General features: G+C 39.9%; 21 protein-coding genes and 1 pseudogene. 15 read left to right on the top strand and 7 right to left on the bottom strand.

All coding sequences use genetic code 11. The features are described 5' to 3' along the window. Positions 1-70: 70 nt before the first annotated feature. The 7 genes from SFRI_RS13120 (at position 71) to SFRI_RS13090 (ending at position 6,658) form a co-directional block, all read left to right on the top strand. Positions 71-1,285, top strand: coding sequence for an AI-2E family transporter (locus SFRI_RS13120; protein WP_011638008.1), 1,215 nt, complete (start codon positions 71-73; stop codon positions 1,283-1,285). Between the two features lie 40 nt (positions 1,286-1,325). Then, positions 1,326-2,234, top strand: coding sequence for a class I SAM-dependent methyltransferase (locus SFRI_RS13115; RefSeq protein ID WP_011638007.1), 909 nt, complete (start codon positions 1,326-1,328; stop codon positions 2,232-2,234). 392 nt (positions 2,235-2,626) lie between these two features. Then, positions 2,627-2,785, top strand: a complete 159-nt coding sequence (locus tag SFRI_RS13110) for a periplasmic nitrate reductase, NapE protein (RefSeq protein WP_011638006.1) — start codon at positions 2,627-2,629, stop codon at positions 2,783-2,785. Positions 2,786-2,818: 33 nt separating this feature from the next. Beyond that, positions 2,819-3,076, top strand: a complete 258-nt coding sequence (locus SFRI_RS13105) for a chaperone NapD (RefSeq protein WP_011638005.1) — start codon at positions 2,819-2,821, stop codon at positions 3,074-3,076. A 2-nt stretch (positions 3,077-3,078) separates the two neighbouring features. Next, positions 3,079-5,568 carry a nitrate reductase catalytic subunit NapA gene (napA, locus tag SFRI_RS13100; RefSeq protein ID WP_011638004.1) on the top strand — a complete coding sequence of 830 codons (2,490 nt, stop codon included), beginning with the start codon at positions 3,079-3,081 and terminating at the stop codon, positions 5,566-5,568. Positions 5,569-5,579: 11 nt separating this feature from the next. Then, positions 5,580-6,050 (top strand): nitrate reductase cytochrome c-type subunit, encoded by a 471-nt coding sequence (locus SFRI_RS13095; RefSeq protein ID WP_011638003.1) that lies wholly within the window; start codon positions 5,580-5,582, stop codon positions 6,048-6,050. A gap of 8 nt (positions 6,051-6,058) precedes the next feature. Then, positions 6,059-6,658 (top strand): cytochrome c3 family protein, encoded by a 600-nt coding sequence (locus tag SFRI_RS13090; protein ID WP_011638002.1) that lies wholly within the window; start codon positions 6,059-6,061, stop codon positions 6,656-6,658. An 80-nt stretch (positions 6,659-6,738) separates the two neighbouring features. Here the strand turns inward: SFRI_RS13090 and SFRI_RS13085 are convergent, their stop codons facing one another. Both SFRI_RS13085 and SFRI_RS13080 read right to left on the bottom strand, forming a co-directional pair. After that, positions 6,739-7,749: a D-alanine--D-alanine ligase gene (locus tag SFRI_RS13085; RefSeq protein ID WP_011638001.1), complete on the bottom strand. Its 1,011-nt coding sequence runs from the start codon at positions 7,747-7,749 to the stop codon at positions 6,739-6,741. Positions 7,750-8,303: 554 nt separating this feature from the next. Then, on the bottom strand, positions 8,304-10,406 hold the full coding sequence (locus SFRI_RS13080) for a TonB-dependent siderophore receptor (protein ID WP_011638000.1): 2,103 nt from the start codon (positions 10,404-10,406) through the stop codon (positions 8,304-8,306). 254 nt (positions 10,407-10,660) lie between these two features. Here SFRI_RS13080 and SFRI_RS13075 point away from each other — a divergent pair, with 254 nt between their 5' ends. Both SFRI_RS13075 and SFRI_RS13070 read left to right on the top strand, forming a co-directional pair. Then, positions 10,661-11,833 carry a PepSY-associated TM helix domain-containing protein gene (locus SFRI_RS13075; protein ID WP_011637999.1) on the top strand — a complete coding sequence of 391 codons (1,173 nt, stop codon included), beginning with the start codon at positions 10,661-10,663 and terminating at the stop codon, positions 11,831-11,833. Continuing rightward, a complete protein-coding gene (locus tag SFRI_RS13070; RefSeq protein WP_011637998.1) occupies positions 11,833-12,300 on the top strand; it encodes a hypothetical protein in 468 nt (155 codons plus the stop codon). The genes SFRI_RS13075 and SFRI_RS13070 overlap by 1 nt, the downstream gene beginning before the upstream one ends. 102 nt (positions 12,301-12,402) lie before the next feature. Here the strand turns inward: SFRI_RS13070 and SFRI_RS13065 are convergent, their stop codons facing one another. The 5 genes from SFRI_RS13065 to SFRI_RS13045 form a co-directional block, all read right to left on the bottom strand. Beyond that, complete coding sequence (locus tag SFRI_RS13065) at positions 12,403-12,729, bottom strand: YkgJ family cysteine cluster protein (protein WP_049763595.1); 327 nt, start codon at positions 12,727-12,729, stop codon at positions 12,403-12,405. Between the two features lie 149 nt (positions 12,730-12,878). Beyond that, positions 12,879-13,328 (bottom strand): hypothetical protein, encoded by a 450-nt coding sequence (locus tag SFRI_RS13060; RefSeq protein ID WP_011637996.1) that lies wholly within the window; start codon positions 13,326-13,328, stop codon positions 12,879-12,881. Between the two features lie 545 nt (positions 13,329-13,873). Then, complete coding sequence (locus SFRI_RS13055; protein WP_041413093.1) at positions 13,874-14,605, bottom strand: hypothetical protein; 732 nt, start codon at positions 14,603-14,605, stop codon at positions 13,874-13,876. A gap of 100 nt (positions 14,606-14,705) precedes the next feature. Beyond that, entirely contained in the window at positions 14,706-16,625 is a 1,920-nt protein-coding gene (locus SFRI_RS13050) for an alkaline phosphatase (RefSeq protein ID WP_041413090.1), read from the bottom strand. Between the two features lie 19 nt (positions 16,626-16,644). Further along, on the bottom strand, positions 16,645-18,249 hold the full coding sequence (locus tag SFRI_RS13045; RefSeq protein ID WP_041413089.1) for an alkaline phosphatase: 1,605 nt from the start codon (positions 18,247-18,249) through the stop codon (positions 16,645-16,647). A gap of 453 nt (positions 18,250-18,702) precedes the next feature. Between SFRI_RS13045 and SFRI_RS13040 the strand changes: the two genes are divergently transcribed. From SFRI_RS13040 to SFRI_RS13020, 6 genes and pseudogenes are all read left to right on the top strand, one after another. After that, positions 18,703-18,924: a hypothetical protein gene (locus tag SFRI_RS13040; protein WP_011637992.1), complete on the top strand. Its 222-nt coding sequence runs from the start codon at positions 18,703-18,705 to the stop codon at positions 18,922-18,924. Positions 18,925-19,244: 320 nt separating this feature from the next. Then, positions 19,245-19,589, top strand: a complete 345-nt coding sequence (locus SFRI_RS13035) for a DUF6508 domain-containing protein (RefSeq protein WP_041413087.1) — start codon at positions 19,245-19,247, stop codon at positions 19,587-19,589. 197 nt (positions 19,590-19,786) lie between these two features. After that, positions 19,787-20,050: a hypothetical protein gene (locus SFRI_RS13030; RefSeq protein WP_011637990.1), complete on the top strand. Its 264-nt coding sequence runs from the start codon at positions 19,787-19,789 to the stop codon at positions 20,048-20,050. 367 nt (positions 20,051-20,417) lie between these two features. Further along, a complete protein-coding gene (locus tag SFRI_RS13025; protein WP_150099387.1) occupies positions 20,418-21,641 on the top strand; it encodes a hypothetical protein in 1,224 nt (407 codons plus the stop codon). 155 nt (positions 21,642-21,796) lie between these two features. After that, a pseudogene (locus SFRI_RS21780) lies at positions 21,797-21,970 on the top strand (transposase); the annotation flags it as partial. A 371-nt stretch (positions 21,971-22,341) separates the two neighbouring features. Next, complete coding sequence (locus SFRI_RS13020; RefSeq protein ID WP_011637988.1) at positions 22,342-23,100, top strand: restriction endonuclease; 759 nt, start codon at positions 22,342-22,344, stop codon at positions 23,098-23,100. Positions 23,101-23,602: the final 502 nt, after the last annotated feature.

Raw genomic sequence — 23,602 nt, 5'->3', positions numbered from 1 at the left:
CAATATGTTACTGAGTTTAGCTTAGCATATAGAATCATTTTAATAAGCAATAATAAGGATTTTTAGTTCTATGAATGGATTACAACAATCGCCCATGGCTGTACGAAGTTTTGTGGTGATGGCTTGCGTAGTGATTATTTTGGCTGGAATTAAAACGGCCAGCCCAATAGTGGTGCCGTTTGTATTATCTGCATTTTTAGCGGTTATTTGTAATCCTGCTATTGTGTTGATGACGCGCTACCGTATTCCTAAATGGTTATCGATCATCTTAATGATGGGATTTATTGTGTTAATGGGCTTGTGGCTGGCCAGTTTAGTGGGCAGTTCGGTAACTGAGTTTTCCAAAGAAATGCCCAAGTATCGGGAGCAATTGATTGAACAATTTGCGTGGATCCTTGAAAAACTGCAAGATTTTAATATCCAGATTTCTCAACAAAAAGTACTCGATTATTTTGACCCCGGCATGGCGTTATCCATGACCACCAATATGTTGTCTGGTGTTGGCAATGTGATGGCTAATTTATTCCTGATTATTTTGACTATCGTATTTATGTTATTTGAAGCGCAATCAATGCCTAGAAAGTTTCATTTAGCCCTTGATGCTCCAGATAAGCGTTTAAAGCAAATCGACAAATTCTTGCAGTCGGTTAATCAATATATGGTGATTAAAACCCTTGTCAGTTTAGCAACAGCAGTGGTTGTTGGTATCGGTTTGACAATCATTGGCGTTGACTATGCTTTGTTATGGGCAGTCATCGCTTTTCTGTTTAATTATATTCCTAATATTGGTTCTATTATTGCCGCAATTCCTGCTGTGTTATTGGCTTTTATCCAAATGGGCCCAGGGGCTGCAGGTATTACCGGTTTATTGTATGTGGGTACCAATATGGTGATGGGTAACATGGTTGAACCCCGTTTTATGGGGCGTGGTTTAGGCTTGTCTACCTTAGTGGTTTTTTTATCATTGATTTTTTGGGGTTGGCTGCTTGGCTCTGTCGGCATGTTGCTGTCGGTACCCTTAACCATGATTGTTAAGATTGGTCTTGAATCGAGCGACTCGGGCAATTGGCTGGCAATTTTGTTGTCGGATGATAGTGATGACTCATTTAATGAATCCGCTAATAGTGTTAAAGCAGAAGCCGAAATTGCAGCTGAAGATGAACACACAAATGACGATGACGAAAAGGTTAATAATGACGTTGATAGTGGAGTCAGTAGTGACGTTGATAATGACCATAGCGTGGACAGTGACGCTAAAGCTAAGTCATCAACCACCAATGCATAACCCTATTGATTGTATTTAGTTTATTGAGTTAAGAGAGTGTATGAAAGGTTTTTTACAAATAGTTCCAAATTTGACGTTCGGTGATGATGTTTGCCGTTTATTTCATGGCCGTGGCGGATTATTCGCGGGCGATGAACACCTGTGTTTAGATTGGTATAAGCCAGTATTATTGCTCACCAGTTTTAAGATGCTCGAAACCGAACAACTGGATGAATTAGTGATTGCAATAAAGGCCCTTTGGCAGCAACAACGACCAACTGAAACACTTAATTTGGTGTACCAATACCGTCACGGTGGCCAAACATTCAGTGAGTTATTGCATGGCGAAGTACCAGAACAGCATATAGTAACTGAAAATGACGCGCGTTTTTTAGTTCATTTATTACGCGGACAAAACCACGGTTTATTCTTAGATATGGCCAATGGCCGAGCATGGGTGAAACAACATGCAAAACATAAGAAAGTGCTAAATCTATTTGCTTATACTTGCGGATTTTCGGTAGTGGCTTTGCAAGGCGGCGCAGATGAAGTGGTCAACATGGACATGAGTAAAGGCGCGTTAAGCATTGGTAAGCAAAACCATGTATTAAATGACTTACCCGCAGGTGCGCGTTATTTAGGCCACGATATTTTTAAATCTTGGGGCAAGTTAACTAAGCTTGGACCGTATGATTTGATTGTGGCCGATCCACCCAGTAATCAACGTGGCAGTTTTGTGGCCACTAAAGATTATGAGCGCTTATTGAAACGTCTGCCGGATTTGCTTGCCCCGCAAGGTGAAGTGTTGCTGTGCTTAAATGCCCCTGAACTTGGTTGTGATTTTTTAATGCAACAAGTGGCTAATACCGCGCCACAATTATCTTATGTTGAGCGAATTGCTAATCCGTCCGTATTTGCTGATATTGATGAACAGAAATCATTAAAAGTATTACGTTACCGCATGAGCTAATTTGTTCACGAGTTACACCTAAACCGACAGTCATGTGGCTGTCGGTTTTTTTATGGCTGTAAAAAATGCCAAGGCATATATCATGATTAACCCCTTAATAACATCTTGGTCGTGCAAGTTGTTTTTAGTGTCTTATACTTGATACCAATCAAAGAGAATACTGCTCAAAAAGCCGTTAAATAATCCTTTATTTAATCGGTATTTATGCTTGATAAGCCTGATCTAGCTAATGATTTATTTAAATTGATGATCTAGATCATATTAACCTCGTTTTACCAATTTGTGAGTATATAGATTGTTACTGCATTAACGATAAAATTCACCCGAGTCGTAATAAAGAAGCAATGAAGCGATGATGATTTGTTGTTTTTATCCCCACTCTTGGAGGGTCCATGAGTAATGAAACTGAAAGTAAAAAGGGTTTAGAGCTAAAGATTTTTATCTTTTTGACTGTATTTCTAGCCCCAATTTTATCTGTCTTACTGGTTAGCGCACTAGGTTTTACTATCTGGTTTAGCCAAATTTTAACTGGGCCTCCAGGCGCAGGCTAATCCTAAAAATAATAAACAATGTGAGAACGATGTATGAGCAATGAACTTCACGTAACCAGCCTAATTGTCCAAGTACACCCTGAGCAAATGGCTGAAGTAAGACAAAAAATTATGGCCATCAAAAATGCTGAGTTGTCAGCTAATAATGACGTTAAGTTAGTTGTTGTCGTTGAAGGTCCGAGCCAACGATCGTTGATGGATGATATATCAACAATTAATGCCATTCCGGGTGTGTTGACTGCCACCATGGTGTATCACCAAAGTGAAGAGCTTGAAGAAGGTGAAGTATGAAAATGAATAGACGCGATTTTATGAAAGCAAATGCCGCTATCGCAGCGGCAAGTGTTGCAGGATTAGCACTACCTACAAGTGCAAGCAACCTGATCACTAGCTCAGAACAAACCAAATTAGAATGGAACAAAGCACCTTGTCGTTTTTGCGGTACAGGTTGTTCAGTTATGGTTGCCACCCGTGACGGTAAAGTTGTTGCAACTCATGGTGATGCCAAAAGTGAAGTTAACCGCGGCTTAAACTGCATTAAGGGCTATTTCCTTTCTAAAATTATGTATGGTCGTGATCGTCTGCAAACGCCAATGTTGCGTATGACTGATGGTAAATATGACAAGCATGGCGAATTCACTCCTATTACATGGGAAAAAGCGTTCGACACTATGGCCGAACGTTGGAAAGCGACCATAAAAGCCAAAGGCCCAACTGCAGTTGGTATGTTTGGTTCTGGTCAGTGGACCGTATGGGAAGGTTATGCAGCCGTTAAGTTAATGAAAGCTGGCTTTGGTTCAAACAACATCGATCCAAACGCACGTCATTGTATGGCATCTGCGGTAGGTGGCTTTATGCGTACCTTCGGCATTGATGAACCAATGGGTTGTTATGACGATATGGAAGCGGCTGATGCGTTTGTGCTTTGGGGCTCAAACATGGCAGAAATGCACCCAATTTTGTGGACTCGTGTAACCGATCGTCGTTTAAGTGCTCCACACGTTAAAGTTGCTGTGTTGTCGACCTTTGAACATCGTTCATTTGACCTTGCTGATTTACCGATTGTATTCACGCCACAAACTGATTTGGCGATGCTTAACTTTATTGCCAATTACATTATCCAAAATGGCAAAGTGAATAAAGATTTCATCAAAAAGCATGTTAACTTCCGCAAGGGAACCACTGATATTGGCTATGGTTTACGTCCAACGCATCCATTAGAAATGAAAGCTAAAAACGTTGCGACAGCAGGTGACTCTACACCGATTGATTTTGACGAATTTGCTAAATTTGTGGCTGATTATGATGTTGAATCTGTCAGTAAGTTGTCTGGTGTACCAGAACATAAGCTTATCGAGTTGGCAGAGCTTTATGCTGATCCAGATCGTAAAGTGACTTCATTCTGGACCATGGGCTTTAACCAACATACTCGTGGTGTGTGGTGTAATAACCTGATTTATAACATTCACTTGTTAGTCGGTAAAATTTCTACTCCAGGTAACAGCCCATTCTCATTAACGGGTCAACCTTCTGCTTGTGGTACAGCACGTGAAGTGGGTACATTCTCACATCGCTTACCTGCTGACATGGTGGTGACTAACCCTGAGCACAGAAAACATGCTGAAGAAATTTGGCGTATTCCGAGTGGTATTATTCCTCCTAAACCTGGCTACCATGCGGTAGAGCAAAACCGTCGCTTAAAAGATGGCGACCTAAATTGCTACTGGGTTCAAGTGAACAACAATATCCAAGCTGGCGCCAATATTAACGAAGAAGGTTTACCGGGTTACCGTAATCCAGAAAACTTCATCGTAGTGTCAGACGCTTACCCAACCGTGACGACTCAAGCTGCCGATTTGATTTTACCAACAGCTATGTGGGTAGAAAAAGAAGGTGCTTATGGTAATGCAGAGCGCCGTACTCAATTTTGGCACCAAATGGTTACTGCGCCAGGCGAGTCACGTTCAGACTTATGGCAGTTAATGGAATTCTCTAAGCGTTTCACTACCGACGAAGTTTGGCCAGCCGATGTGTTAGCTGCTAATCCTTCATTTAAAGGTAAAACCTTATATGAAGTACTTTATCAAAATGGCAACGTTGAGAAGTTCCCGTTAAGTGATGCCGATCCTAAGTACTTAAATGACGAAGCTAAGCATTTTGGTTTTTACGTTCAAAAAGGTTTATTCGAAGAGTACGCTACCTTTGGTCGTGGTCATGGCCATGATTTAGCAGACTTTGATGTATACCATAAAGAACACGGTTTACGTTGGCCTGTTGTTAATGGCAAAGAAACCAAATGGCGTTTCCGTGAAGGGTCAGATCCATACGTTAAAGCCGGTAAAGACTTTGAGTTCTATGGTAAGCCAGATGGTCGTGCGGTTATCTTCGCATTGCCTTACGAGCCAGCAGCTGAATCACCAGATGAAGAGTTTGATATTTGGTTATCAACAGGTCGTGTGCTTGAACATTGGCACTCTGGTTCTATGACACAGCGTGTACCTGAGCTTTATAAAGCCTTCCCTGATGCAGTGTGTTTTATGCACCCAGAAGATGCTAAAAAGCGCGGTTTACGCCGTGGTGATGAAATTAGAATCGTCTCTCGTCGTGGTGAAATTAAAACCCGAGTTGAAACGCGTGGACGTAATAAGCCGCCTGTTGGCTTAGTGTTTGTGCCTTGGTTTGATGCTAGTCAGCTCATTAATAAAGTGACGTTAGATGCGACAGATCCTTTGTCAAAACAAACTGACTATAAAAAATGTGCTGTAAAGATTGTTAAGGCTTAAGGAGACAGACCATGAAAACAGGTAAATTATTATCGATTATCGCGTTATTAGGTTTCTCTGTAAGTGTAATGGCTACCAGTGTACCTGAAGACAAAATCGACACATTACGTTTAGCGCCAATTAACGTAGAACCGACACCGCCTGCAATGCAAGCGGTGATCAATACCGATGTTAAGCAGGTACGTAATTACCCAATGCAGCCACCGGTGATCCCGCACAAGATTGATGGTTATCAAATCGATCTTAAAGTGAACAAGTGTATCCAGTGTCATGCCCGTACCAGTACTGGTCATTCACAGGCTCCAATGGTGAGCGTGACTCACTATATGGACCGTGATAATAATTTCTTGGCTGATTTATCACCACGTCGTTATTTCTGTACTCAGTGTCATGCACCGCAGTTAGATGCCAAGTTATTAGTTGAAAATGACTTTGTCGATATTGATCACTTAATGAAGGCGAAAGCCCCAGTTAAGCACTAGGAGTCACTATGATTGCAAAATTGTTTGAGCAACTAAAAATAGTGTGGAAAGTGCTGTGTCGTCCGAGTGTCCATTACAGCCTTGGCTTCTTAACCATTGGTGGATTCATCGCAGGGGTTATTTTCTGGGGCGGATTCAACACCGCGCTGGAACTGACTAACCGTGAGCAATTCTGTATTGGTTGTCATGAAATGGAAAACAACGTTTATCAGGAGCTGCAAACCACCATTCACTTCACTAATCGAAGTGGTGTGCGTGCAACCTGTCCTGATTGCCATGTGCCACACAACTGGACTGACAAAATTGCCCGTAAAATGCAAGCATCTAAAGAAGTGTGGGGCAAAATATTCGGCACCATTAATACTCGTGAAAAGTTTGAAGCAAAGCGTCGCCATTTGGCTGAAAACGAATGGAACCGACTCAAAGCTAACGATTCTTTAGAGTGCCGTAACTGTCATAACTTCGACTATATGGATTTTACTCGCCAGTCTAAGCGTGCATCACAAATGCATTCAACGTCACTGGCTAGCGGCGAAAAAACCTGTATCGATTGTCATAAAGGTATTGCACACCAATTACCTGATATGGCGGGCGTAGAAGGGTTCTAAACTGTTTAACATTGTAAGTGTATAGAAAAGGCCAGCAAATTTGCTGGCCTTTTGTTTTATGCATTTTGTACTAAAATTGATTACGTTAAATCAACCTGTTGTCCAATCACATCAATTAAATATTCAGTGAAATTATGTCCATGGTTTTGCAACATTTTCGGGAACATTGAAATAGGCGTTAACCCAGGGAAGGTGTTAATTTCATTCAAGAGAATTTGGTTATCGGCAGTTAAAAAGAAATCGATGCGCGACAAGTGACGTAACTTCATCCCTTTAAAGGCTTTTACCGCGTAATCACGGATCAGCTGACTGATCTCTGGGCTTAGGTTATCAGCAACAACGTCGGTGCGAGCCTTACTATTTGTAGCGTACTTTTCATCAAATGAATAAAAGGTATTACTGTCGCAAATAATCTCACCCGGTAAGGTAGCGACCACTTCACCCTGGTATTGATATACGGCGACCTCTAATTCACGCGCATGGATGGTTTGCTCAACCACAACGTAAGGTGCATAACTGAATGCATCCTTAAGTACGTTAGCGATATTGGCTTTCACATCGACTTTATAGCATCCCACAGACGATCCTTGTGATGCTGCTTTAACGAAAACAGATCCCCAATTATCAAATGCCGTTTCAGTTTGCTTGATTGCATCATCATCTAGTTGATGTAAAAAGATGTAAGGCGTGTTTGGGACGCCTAAAGCTGAAAACCACATTTTAGCGGTGATTTTGTTAAAACAATTACTTGAGGCTTCAGATTCACAACCAAAGTAGGGCAGTTGTATTAAGTTAAAGTATGATTGAATATCGCCGGTTTCACCCGGGAAACCATGAATACACGGGATCACATAATCAACTGACCATGCTGGTGTACTGTTATCTTCAAAACGAATTTCACGACGATTAGTCAGGTCGCATAATTTACCGTCTTCAGTGTGGTAATGACCATGTTTATCGAGTACTAACTTAAGTACCGAAAATTTATCTGACTTTGCCAGTGATGACTCAAAAAAACGTGCAGACATTAACGAAATATCGTGCTCTGCACCGCCACCGCCGCACAATAACAGCAGATTAATCTTTGGCATGGTTGCTCCTGAAAGACCAAATAATGGGCTAGATTTGAATTAGATTAGCCCTAAAAAAGTAATGCTTATGATAAAGACCCACAGCCATACAGTGCAAGTAAGAGTTAATAATATTTCAGCTAATTAGGTCAATTTTAGAAGGTAAGTCGATTAAATAGCCACAAGGAGATAATAATCAGCTGTCACATCTTCATTGTCTCACGAACCAGTTATGTTTATTAGCTATGCCAGTTTTGGCTTCACAGGCTTCGGTTGTCATAGTCTTTTAAGCGGCAACACGTGTGGCTGATGAGTAAGTAATAAGGTGATATCGTTTTGCTGTCGACAAGATCAACGCCATCATTTGTGTAGGGCTGGTAAATAATGTTGTGTCTATGTTGAAAAAGAAAACCTCTTTTTATTTTCATAAAAAGAAGTTTTTTATCAATCAATATAATGTCTGCTATCGTGGTCAACCACATGGATTATATCTGTGTGGTAATAAACGCATTACAGAAGAATACTTAAGCTAATGGCATAAATTTCAGTCATTGGCTTTAGCATTTTCATGCCGCCTAGAAGCGATAAGTTAAGTTCACCGAACCATTCACAGGCGCGCCGTAATAACCTATGGTCGCCAAGCTATTAATGTATTTTTCATCGGTGAGGTTATTAATGTTAGCTCTTAAATTGAGGTCCTCAGACACATCCCAACTGGCAAAAGCGTTAACCACTAAATAGGCATCTTGCTCTACATTAGAATCAACGTTTTTGGTTTCTGATTGCCATCTGCCGCCGAATCCAACGCTTACTTCTGGCAATTGTGGAATGGTATAATCCATTGAAAAGTTAACAACGTTGCGGGCTGCCCACTCATTTGCTTCAGCGCCGTTGTCATCTTCTACATCAAGCAGCGTATAAGCTAATACTGCATTGAGGTTGTCTGTTATATATCCAGTGACTTCAACTTCAAACCCTTTCGATTCGACATTGACACCTTTATAATAATAATTTCCGTTGGCATTAAGGCCGGCGTAGCTAGCGAGGTTATTTTGCTCAGCGCTAAATAGTGCAAAGGTAGCCATTAAATCATTATCAAGCCATAGGGTTTTAAGCCCAAGCTCGTAATTTACGCCTTTAGTTGGGTCTAAAAAATACCCATCGTAATCATACTGCTCTTGCGGTTGGTAAATATCTGAATAACTGAAATAGGTGTTTATATCCTCTGTGATGCTATAAACCACACCTGCATAAGGGCTAAACTCGCTCTCGTCATTGTCTATATCAACGCCGCTATTAATACCTTCGCGGGTATATTTAATCGCATTAAAACCAGCAACCACGAATAGGCTGTCATTGATATTGAACTTAGTTGAACCATAAGCGCGAAGTAAGCTTACATCTATATCAGAGTACTCTACTTTATCGCCCCATTCCGGTTCAGGGATCGCATTGAGATCGTAAGGGAAGGCTGGCGTTGGGCCATATGCAGGAGTGGCTGCAAAATCAAATGGGTGTTGGTACATGTATTTTTTACTTTGAGAACCGCTTAATCCCAAGGTGAGCTCATGATCTTGACCAAATAAGCTGTAATGACCAATTGTGGTGATGTCTACAATATCGGCTGAAAATTCAGTGTCATAGCGACCAGGCCAACCATTTAATCCTAAGCCTGTGTCCTTATCAATGGTTCCAGAAGCATAAAATAACTTACTTTCATCTTCTAAACCTTGATGGTTATAGGCAACCTTAAGATCCCAATCGTTAGGCAGAATGTAAGTATACTCAACAAATGCGGTTGTGTTGCTAGTGTCCCACATGGTCCACTCTTGTGTTGTGGTCGCACTGGTATCCCACTCAGCTTGGGTGCCGTCAGTATAGTTAAATACTAATCCCCCCCAGGTATTGCCGTCTGTGTTGGCATCTTGGTATGAAAACCCTAACGTTAACGTTGAATTGTCTGTTAATTGGCCATCAACAACAGCGTAAATATAGCCACGATCGTTTTCTAGGCCATCTAGGTATGACCCTTTGTCTTCTACCACCGCAACAACTCTACCAGCCCAACTACCGCTTTCTGTTAACAGGGCAGAGTAGTCAGCTTGTACGCGCTTAAAGTCATCCGAACCGTAGGAAACGCCTACTTCGCCTTCATTTTCATTCGTTGGGCGTTTACGGACATAATTAATGGTACCAGCAGAATTACCTATTCCGGTAAGTAGCCCGTTAGCACCACGAATAACTTCAATTTTTTCATAACCATAAGCTTCCATTGCACCAGTGACGATACCCCAGTCATTAGGTAAACCGACGCCATCAATTTGGGTACTTTTAATTTCAAAACCGCGAGAAGTATATTGTGTGCGGTTAGTTTCCCATTCTTCAACATTAATACCCGTCGCAAGACGAAGTACGTCATTAAGGTTATTGGCCCCAAAATTAGTTATCTGTTCGTTGGTCACCACACTGATTGACTGAGGAGTTTCATCAATCTCCATGGTTAACCCGGTCGCGCCTTGGCTAACGCGTTTATAACGAACACCCAAGATTTGGATTTTTTCGATATTTTGATCATTGTTGTCAGCATTTTGTTGTTCGGCTGCAAGGGCGAAGGGCTGTACTAGAAAGCCCATAGCCAAAACTAATGATGAAAGTGCAAAGATGTGTTGAGGTTTCATGTTTTGCCTTATCTTTTTTAGCGCTAAATAATGTTAATGAGGGTACATAATAACTATCAGGTACTAATGTTATTGCTAATGATTATCATTAGCAACCGTTGATGGCGGTTACATTAATAGAAATGGGACGATTAGCACAAAATTTACAATTGATAATAATTATCACTCAATGGTTATTGAGATTCGTTATCAATCGTATTAACATATGCGGGATATTCATCTCTATAAAGACAACGGACAAATTTGGAAAACAGATGGCAAAACTTAGTAATAAATTTTGGTTTAAGCTTCATGGCTGGTTTTCATTGCCCGTATGGATAATTTTTTGTTTCGTGTGCCTCACAGGAACAATTTCAGTGGTAAGTCATGAATTAACCTGGCTTACAAATCCTGACTCGAGGGCAAGTAACCCGCAAAATCTGGCAGAAAAACCGATGTCAGAACTCGTTGAAATTGTGCAACAAGCGCACCCCACAGCAAACATCACCACAGTGATGAGCTTTGAGTCTTATCTGGTTAATGCGGTTATTTTTAACGATAGCGATGCGCCTTTTGCCATTGCTTATGTCAATCAATACACCGGCCAAATACAAGCAATTAATCTTGGCATGACCTTCACTAATTTTATGCGCTCATTACACGGTTGGTTACTGTTTCCATGGCATGTTAATTACAGTGTCGGCTATTACATTGTCTGTTTTATGGCAATTGTGATGTTGGGTGCATTGGTTTCTGGACTGGTGATTTATAAAAAGTTCTGGCGTTCATTTATCCAGCCAAAATTACGTTTAAATCAAGGTAAAAAAACATTGCTTGCAGATCTACATCGATTGGCAGGAGTGTGGTCAATGTGGTTTTTAATGCTTATGAGCATTACGGGTTTATGGTATTTAACACAAGCTATTATGTGGCACAACCACATAGATTTGGAGCCACACGCGCCATTAATTGAAGCAAGCCAAGTGCCTACATCAGCAAACGATGCTCCCATTAGACCGTATACGTTATCTAATGCGCTGCAAGTAGCCGAGCAAAAATTCCCGGGCTTTAAAAGTACCTACATTATGCTTCCAGAGCACAATCGAGATACTTATAAAGTGTATGGCCAGGGAGATCATATTTTCTATGATCAGTATGCTTATGGTGTGACAGTGAATCCATGGAGCGGCACTATTGAAAGTGAAAGATCGCCAGCGGCAATGACAACCTTACAAACCCTATCGCATATTGCTGATCCACTGCATTACGGCACAATAGGTGGTTTGTGGACCAAAGTGATTTGGTTTATCTTCGGTATTTTTCTAACGGGAATGTCTATCACAGGATTTTTAATGTGGGGAAGTCGAACCGTAAAAGCCGGCAGAACCGACCTAGATGCTCCGTTGGCAACACACAGCCCACAACTTGTCGAGCAGGAAGGTAACTAATGGCCCGCATTAAAAACACCATATGGAATCGTTACAAATATAAAATAAATGGCTTAGTGCTAGTACTAGTTTGTTATTTTCTATATCAGTCTCTATTCCCACAATTCCCAGATGCATGGGAAACTCAAGCGGTTGGCGCTTTTGAAATAACACCTATGCCGTATGATCTTGATCCGCCATATCTTCACGATGGTACCTATACTAAGGATTTTTTATTATTGTTTAGTAAGGGGAAGGTAAACAAGATCCGTCAAGCATATTTAAATATTGGCACAGAGCCTCTTCCATTAGAAACATTACAAATGGGCGATGCAGGTATCTTGCACGGCAGTCAGCACGGACAAGAAGTTCATGCTATTGCACCAGAAGTATTAACAGCAGAACATAAGGCTTGGTTAACCATTGAAAATTGGCAAGGGCAACAGCAAGTCATTAGTTGGACATTACCAGATGCATTTTATCAGTAATCAAACTAAACGATTGTAGTCTTTGGAGCAACTTGGTTTTATCGAGCAGTTTGTCGATGTTAAATGTAATCGCATTGCATTTAACATCGTATTCTTTGGCGGTTAAATGCCAAAGGCTTCGCGTTCAGAAACACATTCGTATTCAGCCATTTCAAATTCACGGCATATCAGCGGCCGAACTTCGTAAATCGAACACATCATCGTGTCTCGGTCTAGCGCTGCACACCAACCATCATCAAGTCGGCGCATCACTTCTCCGCCCCAATTATCTTTGGCTATATACACTTTAGGCACACCAGTTTCGGTTATTAACATTACTTCTAAGCGGCAACAACAGGCTTGGCAATTTGAACAGGTCACAGCTGCAGGTTGCTCTACAGCGCTTATCGATGCGGGAGTCGATGATTTATCGGACGACTCAGGGAACATGGTAATGATATTGGTGGGCATTTAAGGGCTGCAGTTGAACATTTGGGCTAAGGATACCGTAATTTTACGGCGTTGACGTTATCTGAGCACAAATAATCATGAGATTGGAATTTGCCAAGCTAACTCAATGAGCGCTTGGCTATTGAGGATTACAACGTAACCACTTTACCGGTTAGTGCAACGCCTGCAACAATATTGCCAGCACCGCACTGGAAAGTGTCATTGCTACTAGTAAGATTGTTTTTATAATTTGATTTGATTTCAACGACAGCATTACCGCCTTCTTTAACCGCTCGCTCTTTTAGCGCGATCATTGCCGATAAAAACACCCAATGGCAAGCTTCGATATCAGATTTGTTAAAGGCATTGGTCTTTTTGTTAGCACTGAATTCACCGATAATTTTTACTGGCTCTGAATAAGCCTGATCACCAAAATAAAACGCAACATTGCTGCCAAGTTTATTTTTTGCGTGTTCTGTACTCAGCGCATCTGCTACCGAATAACTGCCGACATCGTCGCGGGCATAAGAGATAGAAGGGGCAATAGCGAGTGCAAGAGATAACGCGATGATTTTGTTTTTCGTACCATTGTTTTTCATACTTAGAAACATCCTTTTAATTGGTTTGGCTTTTACGGTGAAAATCCTTTGTGCGAAGCAAAATAACATTAACTCACTGATTTTACACCTATCAATGAGAAATATTCAATTTTTAGGCAGATGATAACGTTAGACAGATGATAACGTCAGATAGAAACAATAAAGCATCAGCAGGTGTAATACAGTGTGTTGATTTATTTTGGATAAAAATAATGTCTATGCAATGATAATGTCTATCCAGTAATAAAGATTACCCATCAGACACCGACAATGACGAGTCTATATTTGCTTATTCATTAACCTTGGACAATGTCTAACTGGTGTTGTCCAAATGTAAGCATATAAGCCTTATCTCATCACTTTGCTACAGCGTTACGTTGAATCAGCTTCATTAAGGGTAACGCTTCACTTCCCTGTGATGGCGAGACTAATAGCATGGTTATTACTTTGTTTGTCTTAAACAGAGGCGGGGAGAACGGAGATAAATGTAACGGCTTGCATTGCTTAAGCCCATAAGTTCATCAGTACGATGGCTAATGCCAATGTTAATGCTGATGTGCCGACGATAATGAATTTCCTTCGCTGTCATAAAATCCTGAAGCGCTGTGTTCAATAAAACCTAAGTTGATCATTTTTCTAAAAAACGGGTCAGATTCATTATCGCCAATATCAGCAAAGTCGGTAGATTGGTACGTAGAGAATGTATCTAACTGTTGTTGAATCATTTTGTTGTCGTAAGTCACTTCGGTTAATTGCCAATTTACGGCTTTATCTGCAGATTCACCTTTATCTGACAATACAGTACTAATGCGTTGTACTAGTTTTTTTGCTGGAAACCACCATATATCAACCGTTTTTGTATTTGTTTGTTGTTGATAATGTTCTAGTTTATCGCAACCTTGCCCAGTCGTTTCAATGAGTGTTGATTGTTTTTGAAATAATGGGTGCAATAATTGTGCATGATATTGCCATGCTTGATTAGATATCGTCTTGGTTGCTTCATATTCAATGGCGCGTTTGTCATCAATAAAGTATGAGGTTTTTTTCATGTGATTATGTGGCAGTGTTGTCCATTGTGTTGCTACTTGTTGATTGCTGATGTGAAATACAGAATTTTGGGCTCTTAATAGTACCAGTTGGTTTTGTTTGTTTGATGCTGCATCGCGAGTCGTTTGTTCAATGTTATAGGTCGCCATAAGCGTAGTTGATTGGCAAGTGTCACTTGCTGAAGCAAATAACGGGAAAGTAATAGCGGTTAGTAACAATAGAGTTTTCATGTGTTTCATCTTATTGGCTGATTAAGTATCAAGGTGGAAGCTAAAAGTTAAAGAATAGGGGCGAACCCCTATTCTTTATTGATGACTTATTTAGCGGTCTTTATTGAGTTGCACCAGAAAGGTTGCCAGCGTAATCCATTACATGGAATATTAAGCTTTGCTCATTAGTCCCTGTAATTAAGTGAGCGCCAGGTCCTACAGCAAAAACGCCAACGTCTTCACCTGCATGCGTTTCACTGCCTAGTGGCACTAGCGACTCTTGGTGGAAACCTGCTGTTGATGTATCAATATCGGTTAAGTCAACACGGCCAGTTACCGCAGCCGCTGCATAACTGGCATCGGCATCAGTTTCTGTCCCTAAGTCTCTAAAGCCAAGGCCGTTGGTGTAACCTACCGTGGTATAAGGCATATCGTCTGAGGCTAAACTTGGCTCAGTTGCACCAATACCAACCACTTTACCTAAGATTGGGTTACCGCGTTTAGGGTAGCCTGCAATGGTAAATACATGGCTGTGATCAGCTGTAACAATAATTAAAGTGTCTTCTTGGCTTGTTGCATCAACCGCTACTTGCACTGCTTTAGCAAACTCAATCGCGTCATTTAGCGCGTTGTAAGCATTTCCGGCATGGTGAGCATGGTCAATACGACCAGATTCAACCGTTAAGAAGAATCCTTTATCGTTATTATTAAGCACCTTAATGGCAGTGGCGGTCATTTCTGACAAGCTAGGTTCACCGGCAATATCATTTTTACGATCAGCTTCGTATTGCATGTGCGATTCGTTAAATAAACCAAATACGCGCGGTGTTGTTTCAGTGTCTATAGCATTAAATGAAGCCTGGTCAAATACATAAGCACTTGTTGCGTACTTCGCTTGCCATTCTGCGGTTAAGTCACGGCCATCAGTACGGTCACCTTCAATAGTACTGACTGCGTCATTGCTGTTATATGCTACATCTTTAGGTAAAAAATGACGACGACCACCACCCATAACCACTTCAATACCATCAACATCTACACCGGCATATCGAGCTTCTAAGTTGGCTTCAAAATTGACTAACTGTAATGCAATATCTTCACAATTAGCGCGCTCAGGGTTGTTGGCAATGTCCATATCTGAGATATCTTCCCAGTTACGATCTGCTGACTTTGCATAAGTTGCTGCCGGTGTCGCGTGGGTAATACGTGCGGTAGAGATAACACCCGTTGATTTACCTGCAATTTCAGCTAACTCTAACGCAGTGATCATCTCAATGCCTTTCGTGCTAGCACAGTTGCCACGAACCACATCTTCGTCAACACCTAGCACGCCAGCATCCGTTTTAATGCCTGACATCATCGCTGTCATTGTTCCTGCAGAATCCGGTGTTTGTGCATCAACGTTGTAGGTTTTCGCTAAACCAGAAAATGGGAATTTATCAAAGCTTAGTTGGTTTTCTTCACCCATCATGCCTTTATTTTGGCCATCTAAAATACGTGCAGCAGTTACAGTTGAAACACCCATACCGTCACCAACAAATAAAATCACGTTCTTAGCTGAGCCTTTAAGTGCGGTTATTTCTGCTGCGGTAGATGCAGTTGCAATCGATACGTTGGCATTGTTTGCTAATTGGCTATCAATTTTATTCCAAATATCGTCTGCTGTTTCTATTTCGGCAGCGCCTTGTTTAAACCATGAGTTATTTAAACTGCTTAGTAGTTCGGTATCGTTTACTGTGGTCGCAGCAGGTGAACATACATATTGAGTTGATGTTATTTCTGACGCATCTAAAACGGTATCAGCATTTGTATCGATACCCGAGTCGATTTGCACACCACCATTGAGACAATTAGCATTACCTACCGCTAAGGGGGTTTGGGTAATTAACGCGTTGGTTCCGTTCATACCATTAGTACCGTTTGATCCGTCAGAACCATTGATACCGTTAGTTCCATCTGTGCCATTGTCACCGTTATCACCACAAGCTGATAATGCAAAAACCAATGAAACTGTTAATGTTGATAATATAAATTTATTCATCATAAAAACCTTATAGGGTCTATTGACCAACTAAACCAAGAGCACGATTGATTAAATGGAATACAACGCTTTGTTCAACAGTACCTTGAACTAATTGCGCACCTGGGCCTGATGTATGAATAGCCACATCTTCCCCCGCGTGAGTTTCGCTGCTCAATGGAACCGTCACTTCTTGGTGATAACCAGAGGTTGTTGTATCGATTGCAGTGATGTCTTGACGGCCTGCAACAGCTTCAGCAGCATAAGATGCATCGCCATCTGTTTCAGCCCCTAAGTCTCTGAAACCAAGTCCATTGCTATACCCTAATGTGGTGTAAGGATTACCAGCTGAATCTTCGCTAGGCTCAGTCGCACCAATACCCACCACTTTACCCAAAATAGGATTACCACGTTTTGGATAGCCTGCAATGGTAAATACATGGCTGTGATCAGCCGTGACAATGATTAGTGTTTCTTCATCATTTGTTGCGTCTAATGCCGCTTGAACAGCATTTGAAAATTCAATGGCATCATTAAGCGCTGTGCTTGCACTGCCAGCATGGTGGCCATGGTCAATTCGTCCAGACTCAACCGTTAAGAAGTAACCTTTTGGATTGTTATCAAGTATTTTAATGGCTTTTTCTGTCATTTGAGACAGGCTGGGTTCGCCTGCAATATCATTGGCTCGGTCAGCTTCGTATTGCATATGCGATTCATTGAATAAAGCAAAAACACGTTCAGTGGATTCTGTATCAATGGCATCAAATCCAGTTTGGTCAATAACGTATTGACCATTTGGATACATAGCACTCCATTCTGCGGTCAAATCGCGGCCATCGGTACGGTCGCCTTCAATAGCGCTAACGGCATCGACACTATTAAATGCGGCATCTTTAGGTAAAAAATGACGACGACCACCGCCCATCACAACATCAATGCCGTCTACATCAACACCGGTGTAACGTTGTTCTAGATTTTTTTCAAAGTTAACCAGTTGTGATGCGATATCTTCGCAATCTGCACGTTCAGCATTATTGTCAATATCCATGTCTGAGATATCTTCCCAGTTACGGTCTGCTGATTTTGCATAAGTGGCGGCTGGCGTTGCGTGAGTAATACGTGCGGTTGATAGCACACCCGTCGATAAGCCTTTTATTTCGGCTAACTCTAAGGCGGTTACTACTTCATTGCCTTTGACTGAGGCACAAGTACCACGAACGACGTCTTCATCAACACCCAGAACCCCGGCGTCTGATTTTAAGCCGCTCATCATGGCTGTCATGGTGCCTGCTGAATCTGGTGTTTGAGCATCTACATTGTAGGTTTTAACCAGAGCAGAATAAGGAAATGTTTCAAAGCTTAAGTAACCTTCTTCACCAGAATTACCGGCTAATTGGCCTTTTAAAATCCGAGCTGCGGTAAGTGTGGAAATCCCCATACCATCGCCAACAAACAAGATGACATTTTTTGCTCTTGTTGATCTTGATTGTTGTAATTTTTCTGTGATGGTTGCTTGGCCGTCTTTATACCAAGCATTATTGAGTTGTGTGTCAGTCGTTGTCGCTGCGGTTGCAGAACCTGCGTATGTTGCCGAAGACAATATACTAGCGATAACCACTGATAAGCCTTGTTTGAGCATATTCATATTACCTATGTTGTAGTTAAGTTATTTGAGAACCTGGCCATAACATAGAGGTTTACAATGAACGTTAAGTAACACTGCGGTTACAATTAGATTACAAGAGCGTTTGGGTTTTATGTGCATATAATCAAGCTGCTGATTTTATTGTTATTTAATAATGGTCCCTGTATTGGTGTTATTACCGAATAATAAGTTTGTTTGGCCGCTATGCTGCTCAATGTTCGGAGTGCAATTAATAGCAACACTATGATTAAATTATATTTAATAAGTAAATAATCAGAAATCCTACCGTAATCTGAGTTGAAAGAGGTTAAGTTGATTAGCTATAACAGAGGGCATCGTTGTACTCCTACCTTGCTCGTGTGTTTATTGTCACAATCAATCGCAGCCCTACCTTATGGCAGAATAGTTGAGTAAGATGTTATTAATTAAAACTATTAAATAAGGACTGTTTGTATGAGTGACAAAATGAGTGAGTCTGCATTAAACGCATTGAAAATTGCGTTTACCTACATGCCTAAATCAATTGAAGTGACGAAATATGAGTATGGTGACAGCTACCAAAAAATATTAGATCACATTGAAACCGTTAGGGAAATATTACTGATTAATGATGTTGATCCTGAAGAAGTTTATGGTGAGATTAATCCAGAGAGCACGCCCAACTCAACTTATTGATTGAGTGTAGTGAATGTCTGTTAGGGCGTGATAAAAATGGATCTCTTACCTTTTTAAAGCCTCATGGTCAGTAAACGGTTCTTGTTGCAAAACTATGTTGGCGTATCTTGTCATATATTTATGATATCAAAAGATATGCTTTTATATGTTTACTCCACCATGCCGACGTTTTTAGTTGACGCTACTACAGCATCATTTTTACCAGAATATTTTGTTAATCAATACACTGTTAACAAGTAACATTTGGCGAACATTCATTACTCACTATTTTAGCTATGAATACTTGCTTGTTGCTGTGGTATAGGTTTTATGGAGTAAGTATGTTTTTAAAAAATGATGTAGAAAAGCTTGAAGAGGGCTATATGCTGGCCAAACAGGCATTAGCTGATATTGATAGATCGAGTGGTTATCCCAACTATCCAAATGCCATCTCAAAATTTATGAGGGCTCTTTGTGGTCCACCATGGGGGAAAATTGATTACGATCCACGACAAATAACGAATATTATGTCTAACATAACAACAGCATCAGCTGATGATCTTCGCAATGTCTTAACGTATGTTAATCGGATTGAACGTTTTGGTGATGGTCAATGGGCTGTTATTTTGGAAGGAGATCTTTTCCCTTTAGTTATCTCCCGAGCATACGAACTGACAAAAACCTAAGAATCAATAAACAAGGACAAAAACAGTTGATTTGGATTTATGTTGTTAACTCATATAATACTATTCATTAAAACGCTGGAGAGTTGCTTTAGCCATTTTTGCTAAATGGTTAAATACTAAAACCTGTGGCTGGAACTGCAGTGAATGTTGGAATTAAACGCATATAACGGAGCGTTATATTACTAAGGAAAGTATAAATGATCGCATTTAAAATCTTGTTGTTAATTGGCTTGATGCAACTTTTGCTCAAAACGGAACGTCCAGGCTTGTGTGCTGGTATTTATGCCGCAATTATTTTCATTTTCAGCTTAATAGTTGATGTTAGTTTTATCGATGTAATAATTGGTACGGCAGTTTCAGGCGTGTTAGCATTTATTTATTTTTGGTTACTCGATCGCTTCAGAGACACATTTACTTTCTGGATAATATTTGTAGTGGGGCTTGTTCTAGGTGTTATTTAGGTTCACTTGTAATCGTGATATAACAATTGTATTTAATAAGTCTACAAGATGTTTGGCTTTCACCTGCTATCACAATCTTTAGTTAAACGTTATAGTGCTTGATAATTATTGAATTATGAACAAGGATGTCATGTGTTTAAATTGAAAAAATAGTATTCATACTGGTATTAGTCTACGCCATTCATATCAATAACATGGCCATGATTATAATCCATTATCGTTAACAAAATATGATCCCGGCCAAGCTTGAGTGTTATCATTAAAATGTTACTGATTCATGTGTAAATATACATATTTTAAATTTTACCACCACTTAAAAATTTTAGCAGGATATATTCACATGTGCATAAAACATAAGTTACTTATAATGCGAAATATCTACTTGTCGGCCTTTGTATTGCTGGTTTATACAAATCACTTATATGCTAATGAACCTAGTGAGTTAGGTTTTTTGTATAAGCAAGTCATCGATGCGCCAAAAAACAAATCATATAATGATGCAATTATTAAAGTCATTGAAGTGAAAGATAAATATAAAGACGACCTACAAAGCCAGTTTGCAATAAATCAGCCGTTAACAACGTTATATTCATATGTAGGACAGTATGAAAAGGCAATTAGTTTTCCTACTGATGATCCACTTATTACCGAAGATCTTATTGAAAGCCTTTTTCCAATATCGGCAGTAGACAAAATACTAACAATGTCCAAAGAAACTCAAATTGTCATGATAAATGAGGCGCACCACATCGCTCTTCATCGTACTTTAACAACATCTTTACTGCAAAAGCTATGGAGTAGTGGGTATCGTTACTTAGCAATTGAAACTCTATCAAAGAGAGATGTTGACATCAATATTAGAGGGTATGCTATCGAACGCTCTGGCACATATTCTAACGAACCCGTATATGCCGAAATGATCAGAACAGCTAAAAAACTTGGTTATAAAATTATAACGTATGATGATTCTTCGGGTAATGAAAGAGAGAAGGTAGCAGCTAAAAAAATATATAACGCGTCATTTTCTATTAATAAAAATGCCAAAGTTATAATTCATTGCGGCTATAGTCATATTTTAGAAAAAAATCTTAAAGACAAAAGAATCTGGCTAGCAAACGAATTGGCTAATATTACCGGTGTTAATCCGCTTACAATTAGTCAAACTAACTTAATGGAGTCAAAAACGTTAGAATTTGAAAATCCTATTTACAATAAGATTTTAAAAAAATTCAACCCGAAAAATCCTATTATTTTGACTGATAATTTGGGGACTGTATGGTCAACCATGCCAGGGCAGCATGATGTTGATGTCATTTGGCCTAGAACGACATACACCAATACTCGCCCAGATTGGTATATTAAAAATTACGACTTAATCTCATTTGAAGGCAAATGGTGTAGAGATAAATATCCATGCATTATTGAAATAAGAAGGGAACATGAATTGAACGCTGTACCATTTGATCGACTACGTATTGAGCAGAAGCCAAACGAAAAAATCGTACTGCGGTTACCTTCACATAAATCCATTATATTTGGTTTCAATGAACACGGAGAACAAGTGTTTAAAGGACCAACAAAAAATCATTAGTAACGATTGCAATGGGTAATAACTTGGTCACCGTAACAGAATAAATATTGAGTATTCAACTGCGCTTTAATTGCTTTTCTTGAAAATGAAAAAGGCTAGAATAAGACAAATTATTGTTATATTAGTATCATAAAAATGGGTGGCATAGTTTCACTGTTCTGAATAGACTAAACATCCCCGCAGATAATTGGTTTAAAATCATTACAGAGTTTGGTGCATTATTCAAAGGTGCGGTAAGGGCTTTACCTGCATTAACACAATATTGTGAACATCTAGAGCGAAAGCGGCGACAAGACGCATCAAACTGCCAGCGCTGGTTGTGTGCTTAAGGTTTAATCTCAAAAACGAAAACAAACACTCAAATAATAACCTCCTTTCCAGCTTGATATCAATCAAGCGACTAGTGCTGTGTTGGATCCACCGTATTGCTCACTATTTTCCATTTAGTGCTCAGTTTGTTGATAATTCTTATTCAATTTATACATATGAATCGTGCAGAATATTATCGCAATTAAAGCTAAAAGAAGTTATGTTAATTATCATAAAATTGGGTGGCATAGTTAACTTCTGTCAATCGGACATTTTTTGCTTCGCTCTGTTTTGGTGTGGCTTCGTCACTTTACACCAAAACTCCACGACACAAAAAATGCCCATTACAGCGACGTTATGCGAAAAAGCTGTTCGTGGATGAAGCATTAATATGATTGAAAATCCGAAACCATCTGATTGGAAAGAACTGCAATCGGGAGTATGCAGAATATTAAATGAGGTTGGTATAGCTGCTGAAACGGAAAAGTCTATTGAAACTCCTAGAGGAACAGTAGAGATAGATGTATACGGCGTAGATGAAAGCAGCGTAGAAAAGATTAGGTATATTGTTGAATGTAAAAACTGGGGAAGTTCAATTCCCCAGACAGTGGTACATGCGTTTACTAGCGTACTCCATGAAACAGGTGGCCATATTGGGATCTTGATATCTAAGGAAGGGTTTCAAGAAGGAGCATTGAACTACATTAAGCATACAAATATTGTTGCTTTGACATACGCAGAATTCCAAGAACGTTACTTTAAACTATGGTATGTGAAAAACTTCTGTGTTGAGATCCTTGGCGCTATAGATGATCTATTGCAATACGTGGAACCTATTAATAGTCGAAGACAAAGGTTTCTAAATGAACTCGATGATGAAAAAAAATCAGAATATGAGTCTTTATCTAATCAATATCAAGTTTTCACCATGGTCATTGCTATGTTAAGTGTGGACAAATTTGCCAAAAGTCACGAGCCGACTGCTCTTTTTGATATTGAAGATTTTAAATCTAGGTTGGTTGATAACTTCGGAGAGGAATTTCGATATCAGGCAAGTTACTATCGAGATTTAGTAATAGAGATATCTGATCATGCATCAAAAATTACTGAAAAGTTTCATGTGGTATTTGGTCGTAATATTTTCGCATAGCACATATGAGCTTTCCGCCAGTCAATAGGCGAGCCTGTTTGTTAAGGAAAAGTATTTGACTGCTTTGCAGTCAAATTAAAATCAACAAATTCATCTACTTCGTCTGTCATTTAGCTGCCAAATCATCGTGTTCTTAGCAATAAAAGTAGGCAAACACATATAGAGGCTCTCTTAGTGTGATTTATTTAAAATAAAGAATGCAGCCTGACATTTCAATCCTTTCAAATGTCAGGGACACTACAACTACATGGATTTAGGAGGTAGAGCGATGTAGGAAGCCAAAGCCGAGACATTTATCGGTTAACCTTAAGATGGCACTATTCAAGTCAGAGGTGCTTTGTGCACAGTTAGTTTCAGGCTCATTTAAGGTGTAAACGACTTTGTTGATTGCATTTATTAATGCGCGCCAATAAGGTGTCACTCTTTGTGAAATCAAGTGCAGGCGATGTAGCTTAAATAGCAAATTATTATCTAACTTTTTAGTATGGCATTAATAACTCAA

Origin of the sequence: Shewanella frigidimarina NCIMB 400 (assembly GCF_000014705.1) — a bacterium.
Taxonomy (GTDB): Bacteria; Pseudomonadota; Gammaproteobacteria; order Enterobacterales; family Shewanellaceae; genus Shewanella; species Shewanella frigidimarina.
This window is presented reverse-complemented; position numbering and strand designations above follow the sequence as displayed.

Excerpts from the sequence above, each read along its gene's own strand:
- SFRI_RS13120 (WP_011638008.1), top strand. The coding sequence starts at position 71 with ATGAATGGATTACAACAATCGCCCATGGCTGTACGAAGTTTTGTGGTG.
- SFRI_RS13115 (WP_011638007.1), top strand. The coding sequence starts at position 1,326 with ATGAAAGGTTTTTTACAAATAGTTCCAAATTTGACGTTCGGTGATGAT.
- SFRI_RS13110 (WP_011638006.1), top strand. The coding sequence starts at position 2,627 with ATGAGTAATGAAACTGAAAGTAAAAAGGGTTTAGAGCTAAAGATTTTT.
- SFRI_RS13105 (WP_011638005.1), top strand. The coding sequence starts at position 2,819 with ATGAGCAATGAACTTCACGTAACCAGCCTAATTGTCCAAGTACACCCT.
- napA (WP_011638004.1), top strand. The coding sequence starts at position 3,079 with ATGAATAGACGCGATTTTATGAAAGCAAATGCCGCTATCGCAGCGGCA.
- SFRI_RS13095 (WP_011638003.1), top strand. The coding sequence starts at position 5,580 with ATGAAAACAGGTAAATTATTATCGATTATCGCGTTATTAGGTTTCTCT.
- SFRI_RS13090 (WP_011638002.1), top strand. The coding sequence starts at position 6,059 with ATGATTGCAAAATTGTTTGAGCAACTAAAAATAGTGTGGAAAGTGCTG.
- SFRI_RS13085 (WP_011638001.1), bottom strand. The coding sequence starts at position 7,749 with ATGCCAAAGATTAATCTGCTGTTATTGTGCGGCGGTGGCGGTGCAGAG.
- SFRI_RS13080 (WP_011638000.1), bottom strand. The coding sequence starts at position 10,406 with ATGAAACCTCAACACATCTTTGCACTTTCATCATTAGTTTTGGCTATG.
- SFRI_RS13075 (WP_011637999.1), top strand. The coding sequence starts at position 10,661 with ATGGCAAAACTTAGTAATAAATTTTGGTTTAAGCTTCATGGCTGGTTT.
- SFRI_RS13070 (WP_011637998.1), top strand. The coding sequence starts at position 11,833 with ATGGCCCGCATTAAAAACACCATATGGAATCGTTACAAATATAAAATA.
- SFRI_RS13065 (WP_049763595.1), bottom strand. The coding sequence starts at position 12,729 with ATGTTCCCTGAGTCGTCCGATAAATCATCGACTCCCGCATCGATAAGC.
- SFRI_RS13060 (WP_011637996.1), bottom strand. The coding sequence starts at position 13,328 with ATGAAAAACAATGGTACGAAAAACAAAATCATCGCGTTATCTCTTGCA.
- SFRI_RS13055 (WP_041413093.1), bottom strand. The coding sequence starts at position 14,605 with ATGAAAACTCTATTGTTACTAACCGCTATTACTTTCCCGTTATTTGCT.
- SFRI_RS13050 (WP_041413090.1), bottom strand. The coding sequence starts at position 16,625 with ATGAATAAATTTATATTATCAACATTAACAGTTTCATTGGTTTTTGCA.
- SFRI_RS13045 (WP_041413089.1), bottom strand. The coding sequence starts at position 18,249 with ATGAATATGCTCAAACAAGGCTTATCAGTGGTTATCGCTAGTATATTG.
- SFRI_RS13040 (WP_011637992.1), top strand. The coding sequence starts at position 18,703 with ATGAGTGACAAAATGAGTGAGTCTGCATTAAACGCATTGAAAATTGCG.
- SFRI_RS13035 (WP_041413087.1), top strand. The coding sequence starts at position 19,245 with ATGTTTTTAAAAAATGATGTAGAAAAGCTTGAAGAGGGCTATATGCTG.
- SFRI_RS13030 (WP_011637990.1), top strand. The coding sequence starts at position 19,787 with ATGATCGCATTTAAAATCTTGTTGTTAATTGGCTTGATGCAACTTTTG.
- SFRI_RS13025 (WP_150099387.1), top strand. The coding sequence starts at position 20,418 with ATGCGAAATATCTACTTGTCGGCCTTTGTATTGCTGGTTTATACAAAT.
- SFRI_RS13020 (WP_011637988.1), top strand. The coding sequence starts at position 22,342 with ATGATTGAAAATCCGAAACCATCTGATTGGAAAGAACTGCAATCGGGA.